Here is a 7,381-nt window from a genome sequence, read left to right as displayed (position 1 = left end):
GTTACCAACACCAACACCAACACCAACACCTCCGTTACCAACACCAACACCAACACCAACACCAACACCAACACCAACACCTCCGTTACCAACACCAACACCAACTCCAACTCCAACACCTGCTGGAATTACCGTTAATCTTACAAGTGGATTAATCACCACAGAAGCAGGCCAAACAGCAACATTTAATGTTCAACTCAACACCTTAAACATCCCACCTAGTGGCGATGTGAAAATAGATTTAGCAAGTTCCAATACAGCAGAAGGAACAGTTTCCCCGCAATCGCTTACCTTCAACTCTACGAATTGGAATCAGCCGCAAACAGTAACGGTAACAGGCGTTGACGACTTTGCTATTGACGGCGATCAAGCTTACACCATTGTTACTAGCCCTGCTGTCAGTACGGATAACAGATTTAACGGATTAAATGCGTCCGATGTCGCTGTCACCAATAACGATAATGACAGCAATATCCCAGCACAAGACTTAGCTGCAAACACATCAGCTACAGCCCGTACAATCAATGCAAGTTCCGCTCTCAGAAACTACAGTGATTCAGTAAGTAGTAACGATCCCGATTACTACAAATTCACGATCGGTGCTGACAATGACTTCAACTTGTCAGTCAGCGGATTTACGGGAGATATTAATCTTGAATTGCTTGACAGCAATCAAAATGTCATCTCAACTGCAATAAGTTCTGGCGCTGGCTCAAAATTAATTAACCGCATTTTGGAACACGGCACTTACAGCCTTCGAGTTTCTTCAGTTAATAGCGCCGAGACTCCATACAATTTGAATTTGTCGGCTGTACCTCGTCTTGCAGGTGTCACAACTACAGGATATGAAGGCCCTGCCGTCACAAATCCGCAGTCAAATTCAATTAGCAGAAACTTGGTGGCTGGCATCAACAATGTTCTAGCCAATAACAATCTATCCAATTCCCTGCTCGATAGCAATTTCCTCGATACACTGCTGTTTGGTGATATTGGCGGCAACAGTAATGTATCCAGTTTCGCTAATAACTTCCTGCCAGCAGACTTTTCTGGTGGTTTTGACGGCAGCGGCAACGACCCCTTTCCCTTTCATGAGACTTCTGCTAGTGTATCCAGCGCGCAAATAAATCTGGACAAATTCCGCGCCACACCGCGTTTTTCCGGTATTGACGGCAGCGGTTTCTCTGTAGCGGTATTAGACACTGGCATCAACTTAAACCACCCATTCTTTGGTCCTGACAGCGACTCAAACGGCATCAGCGATCGCATCGTTTATAACTACGATTTTGCCGAGGGTGACGCAGATGCAAGCGACAAAGACGGACACGGATCGAACATTGCCAGCATTATTGCCTCCGAAGATCCAACCTATACGGGAATGGCTCCTGGGGCGAAGATTATCGACCTCAAGGTCAGAAAAGATATTATACCTGCTGATGGTAGTGACGAAATTAATAAGTTTCCGTATGTTGAACAAGCTTTGCAGTGGGTATTGCAAAATGCAGATACTTACAACATTGCCAGCGTTTGTATGGCATTCGGCAGCGGTGAAAATTTTCCCACCAGTCAAACTTCACTCTACGGTATTGGAGATGAACTGGCAGCATTAGCCGCAAAGAATATAATTGTTGTCTCTTCATCAGGCAATCGTTACTACCCGTACCAGAAAGATCCTAATCAGCTTCCAGGTGTAAACTACCCTTCAGCCGATCCGAATTCGCTGTCGGTTGGCGCGGTATACAATTCCGACATTGGTTATTCCTCTTTGGGAGGTTATTTTGCGAATAAGCCTGGTGAAAATAATGGGGAGTCTGTAATAGCTAACACCACCGCTGCGGATCGGATTGCTCCTTTTTCTCAGCGTAACGGGCAATTAACCACAGTTTTTGCTCCAGGAGCACCTATCACTGGGGCTGGCAAAGATGGCGATATAAACGAGAGAAGCACCTATCACGGTACCAGTCAAGCTACAGCCCACATTAGCGGCATAGCAGTATTAGCACAACAGTTAGCACAGCAAGAATTAGGCCGCAAACTGACGCCAACAGAGTTCGCTAATCTTTTGAAACAAACAGGTGTCACTATCAATGACGGCGACGATGAAGACGACAATGTTAACCATACCGGTCTTGATTTCAAGCGCGTCGATGTGCTGGCTTTGGGTCAAGGTATTGTTAATAATCACCCGCCGGTGTTAAACTACGGCTATACAACAACTCCGTGGCATTTCCAGAACTTGCGAGTCAGCAATGGCAGGAATTTCAACTACACCTTTCCGACAAATACTTTTACAGATCCCGATCCGGGAGATAGCCTCACCTACTCAGCCACTTTAAAAAATGGTGAAGCTTTACCGTATTGGCTGACTTTTAACCCGAATAACCGCACCTTCCAAGGAACAATTCCAGGGGAGCGAAATTTGGAAATAAAATTAACAGCAACGGACACATCGGGGGCAACTGCAAGTGATGTCATTTTAATGAAACTATCCAACTTTGGTGCTGTCATTGACGGTTATATCTCCGGTGCGACTCTCTTCTTAGATGCCAACAAAAACGGTATCCTTGATGCCGGGGAACCATCAACTACTACTGACTCTAACGGTGAATATTACCTCGATATTCCCTTCGAGACTTTTGACAAAAATCAGAATGGCGAAATTGACTCATCAGAAGGTAATTTAGTTGCTTTTGGAGGCACTGACACCGCCACCGGCTTACCCCTAGAAACACCAGTCACTGCACCACCAGATTCTACTGTTGTCACCCTCTTAACCAGCTTAGTCGCTGACTTAATCGACAAAGGAGTTGCACCGGAAACAGCACAATCTCTGGTCAAATCTGCTCTAGCAATTCCCGCTGAATTTGACCTGACTAACTTCGACCCCCTAGCAGCCATTAACAACAATTTACCGGGCGGTTTCCAAGTCTTATCACAAATGGTGAAAGTCCAAAATTTCATCACTCAAACAGCAGCTTTGATTGACGGTGCTTCCAGTGCAGCCAATACCGATATTGTCAAGGCTGTTGTCAGTTCAATTACGACTCCAATTGCATCGGGTACGGTTTTAAACATGAGTTCTTCAGCAGCTTTAGAACCAATAATTCAGCAAGCTGTTGCTAACATTCAACAGTTTGACCCTAGTTTCAATATCCAAAAACTATTACCAGTTGTTCCGGAAGCTGCGACAGTAATGGCAACAGCAAATCAGCGCATTGACCAACTTGTCTCCAACCCCACAGGAACATCAATTACTCAAGCTGTCGCCCGCGTCCAACAAGTAGCTTTGGGCGCAACAACTCAAGACTTCAAAGCAGTCGGTGCGGGAAATAAGACAATTTCCCAGGTAGTTACTGACAATACTGGTGCTGCTTTAGATACCAAAATTCAAGCTGTGACATTACCTGCTGGGATTGCAACTCCTGTTGTCAGTGGCGACGCGGATTTGGGCAGCAATTCTCCCGATCGAATTCTCGGTACCAGCGGCGACGATATCCTGACTGGCGACAGCAGCAATAATGTTTTGATGGGCATGAGGGGCAATGATTCTCTCGATGGTGCTTTGGGTAATGACACTCTGTTCGGCGGCAAAAGTAGCGATACTTTGCTTGGAAGTAGCGGTGATGATGCCTTGTTTGGCAACCGGGGTGCTGACATTTTAAACGGCGGCGATGGCAACGATATTCTGCTAGGAGGTAATGGTGATGATTTGCTGACTGGGGGTTTTGGAAATGATAGTTTGACAGGAGGTGATGGCAACGATCGCTTCTTGCTCTCTAGCAATTCGGGTATCGATATTATCTTGGATTTTGAAGACGGAAAAGATTTGCTTTCTCTAGGCAACAATCTTACTTTCTCGCAACTGTCACTTACTCAAGAAAACAGTACAACTTTCATCCGTTCCTCAGTAAACGGAGAAATTTTAGCTGCTCTCAATGGGGTATCCTCCACTCTAATTAATGTCGCCGATTTTGGCTCTATCTAATAGCCATATTCCTGGACGCATAAGTACCAAAGAAACCGGGTTTTTTGCCCGTTTCAAGGGCTGTAACGAAGTTTTATCGTCAAAAACCAGGTTTCTGACCACCCGTGCGTCAGTCCCGATCGAGTAGTAGTGTATCCACCATGAGGTTTTTGATATGAATGAAGATTCCCAACCCATGTTTTTTCCTGTTTCTCGGCTTAAGTTGTTAGTGATGTCCCTAGTAACCTTCGGACTCTATCAAACTTTTTGGTTTTATAAAAACTGGCAGCTATTCAAAGCCGCAACAGGAAGAGACATTAGCCCCTTTTGGAGAGCTTTTTTCAGCGGTATTTTTTTCTACCCCTTACTCAGAGAAATTAGGAGTTGGGCTAAATCGTACTGTGTTGCTCCCAATTTTAGTCCCTTTATGCTGACTATTGCTTGGATTGGGCTTTTGCAGTGTGTCCGACTGCCAAAACCATACTTGCTAGTGAGCTTTTTCTCTATAATAGCTTTGCTTCCCGTTCAAGAGAATGTGAATAAATTGAACTGTGTAGCAGCACCAAACCACAATCCTAACAGTCGATTTTCGGCATGGAATATAGCAACAATCGCTGTGGGAGGCAGCCTGACTGTACTTGCGATCGTCGGGACACTGATGCCAGCAACTTAGGTGTGATTTGCATCAGTTTCATAACTCCAAACATCAAAAATTACTTGTCAATTCAGAGGTAAATCAATCATGTCTACATTCAGCACCGCAACCAACTTCCCTGTCGGCACAAACCCCAATTCCGTTGTTGTTGGAGACTTTAACAAAGACGGCAAACCAGATATCGCCACATCTAACAGCTCTGGCGTCTCGATCCTGTTGGGAACTGGCACAGGTGACTTTGGCACTGCCACCAACTTTAATGCTAACTCTCCCGGAGCTCTGGCATTAGGGGACTTTAACAGCGACGGTAACCTGGATATAGTCACACTGTCGCTTAGCAACAGCGGAGCATTGGAGTTTCCCACTTACCGGGCAGATATCCTTTTGGGCACAGGTACAGGCAGCTTTGGGGCTCCTACTCAATTAAATAGTGCTCAAATCCGGCAACTGTCTGTCGTCGCGGGAGACTTTGATGCTGACGGCAAGCTAGACCTAGTTAGGGCAAACAGTGGATCTGGCAGCGTATCGATTGAGTTTGGGAATGGTACAGGCAGCTTTAATAATGCTCCTGCTAACTTCGATCCGGGGCCGTTTATACCATCTGGAGGCCCCCTTGGGGGTGGTTCTTATACTAACACTTTTAAAAGTGATTTTAATGTGGGGACAAATCCGCAGTCTGTCGTCACGGGAGACTTTAATGCTGATGGTAAGCTAGACATAGCTACGGCAAACAGTGGATATAACAACGTATCGATCCTGTTGGGGACAGGCACTGGCAGCTTTGGAAATGTTACTAACTTTAATGTGGGGACAAGTCCCTATTCTGTTACAGTTGGAGACTTTAACAGTGATAACAAGTCAGACTTAGCTGTAGCAAACAGTGGATCTAACAACGTATCGATCCTGTTGGGAAATGGTACGGGCAGTTTTGGGGCTGCTACTAATTTTAATGCGGGGACAAGTCCCTATTCTGTTACAGTAGGAGACTTTAACAGCGATAACAAGTCAGACTTAGCTGTAGCAAACAGCGGATCTAACAATGTATCAATCCTGTTGGGAGATGGTACGGGCAGTTTTTCGACTTCTACTAATTTTGGGGCGGGGACAACTCCGTATTCCGTTGCTGCGGGGGATTTTAACGCTGACGGCAAGACAGACTTAGCTACGGCAAACAACCAATCTAATAACGTCTCGGTTCTACTGAATCTGGCGGCAAATTTCGGTGCAGCTAACTATAGCGCAATCGAAGGAAGCACCGATACCGTAGTTAATGTACCCGTAACTCTCAATGCTACTCCTGCTGTCGATGTTACAATCCCGATCGCACTTAACCCCAGCAGCACAGCAACCCAAAATTCAGACTACACTTCACCTACCACTGTTACATTCCCCGCAGGTACTAACACCCTAACTCAGAATATTGCAGTCACTGTCAAAGCTGACAATATCCCAGAAAATGCCGAAACAGCGGTGTTCGACCTTGGCACAATTACTGACGGGATTGCAGGTACAACAAAGCAAACAACGCTAACTATTGCTGCCAATGATGCCATAGATTACACTATTGCTGCCGCTACTGCCAGCATCGCCGAAGGCAACAGCGGCAAAACTGCTGTTACTTTTACCGTGACTCGCAGCGGCGGTATCGATGCTGCCAGCAGTGTAAATTATGCAATTGCAGGAACTGCTACAAACAGCAGCGATTACAATAATATCGGCGGTACTTCCGGCGCAACTGGCGTTACTGGTACGGTTAATTTCGCTGCGGGCGAGACATCGAAAACCATTACTTTCGATGTGTTGGGCGATGCCATAATTGAACCGGAGGAAACTATTACTGTTACTCTGTCAAATCCGGTTGCGCCCGGCCCGACTCCGACTATTACGACTGCTGACGCTACAACTACGATCGGTAATGATGACACTGCCGGAGTCACCGTCAATCCTGCCAGCGGATTAGTGACGACAGAAGCAGGCGACAGCGCTACATTTACCGTTAAACTTAACAGTCAACCCAGTGCTAATGTTAGCATTGATTTGAGCAGTTCCAATCCCGCCGAAGGAACAGTTTCTAGCAATAGTTTAACTTTCACGCCTGCGAACTGGAATCAACCGCAAACGGTAACGGTGACAGGTGTTGACGACAGCGTTGCTGATGGCAGTAAAACTTACAATATTGTCACTGCTGCGGCTGTCAGTACCGATACTAATTACAGCAATCTCAATCCCGATGATGTCAGCGCCAGCAACAGCGATAATGAAACTCCTGGCATTACGATTAATCCTGCCAGCACGAATGCAACGGAAGGCGGTGCAACTGGAAGTTACAGTGTTCAGTTAAATAGTCAACCAACAGCACCTGTTACGATTAACTTAGCTACAGGCAGTCAAATTCAACCAATTACCGCACTTACTTTTACAGCGAATAATTGGAATGTTGCTCAAACTGTTGCAGTTGCTGCGGTTGATGACAATTTAGTTGAAGGAAATCATGCAGGTGCGATCGACCATACTGCTACCAGTACCGATACTAACTATAACAGCATCACAATTCCGGCTGTTAGCGTCGCGATTACTGATAACGACAATACGCCAACACCAACTCCTGCGTTACCGACACCAACGCCTGCGTTACCGACACCAACGCCTGCGTTACCGACACCAACGCCTGCGTTACCGACACCAACGCCTGCGTTACCGACACCAACGCCTGCGTTACCGACACCAACGCCTGCGTTACCGACACCAACGCCTGCGTTACCGAC

General features: G+C 46.2%; 3 protein-coding genes. All 3 read left to right on the top strand.

The genetic code is table 11. The features are described 5' to 3' along the window. The coding region (locus tag QUA25_RS20690) for a S8 family serine peptidase (protein ID WP_333040983.1) at positions 1–3,982 on the top strand (3,982 nt) is incomplete at its 5' end. 154 nt (positions 3,983–4,136) lie between these two features. Then, positions 4,137–4,634, top strand: a complete 498-nt coding sequence (locus QUA25_RS20685) for a hypothetical protein (protein ID WP_333040982.1) — start codon at positions 4,137–4,139, stop codon at positions 4,632–4,634. 69 nt (positions 4,635–4,703) lie between these two features. Beyond that, positions 4,704–7,381, top strand: a 2,678-nt coding sequence (locus QUA25_RS20680) for an FG-GAP-like repeat-containing protein (protein WP_333040981.1), incomplete at its 3' end; no start/stop codon positions are given.

Origin of the sequence: Microcoleus sp. Pol17C6 (assembly GCF_036701145.1) — a bacterium.
Taxonomy (GTDB): Bacteria; Cyanobacteriota; Cyanobacteriia; order Cyanobacteriales; family Microcoleaceae; genus Microcoleus.
The sequence above is the reverse complement of the archived record's forward strand: the minus strand, read 5'-3'. Positions and strand labels throughout refer to the sequence as shown.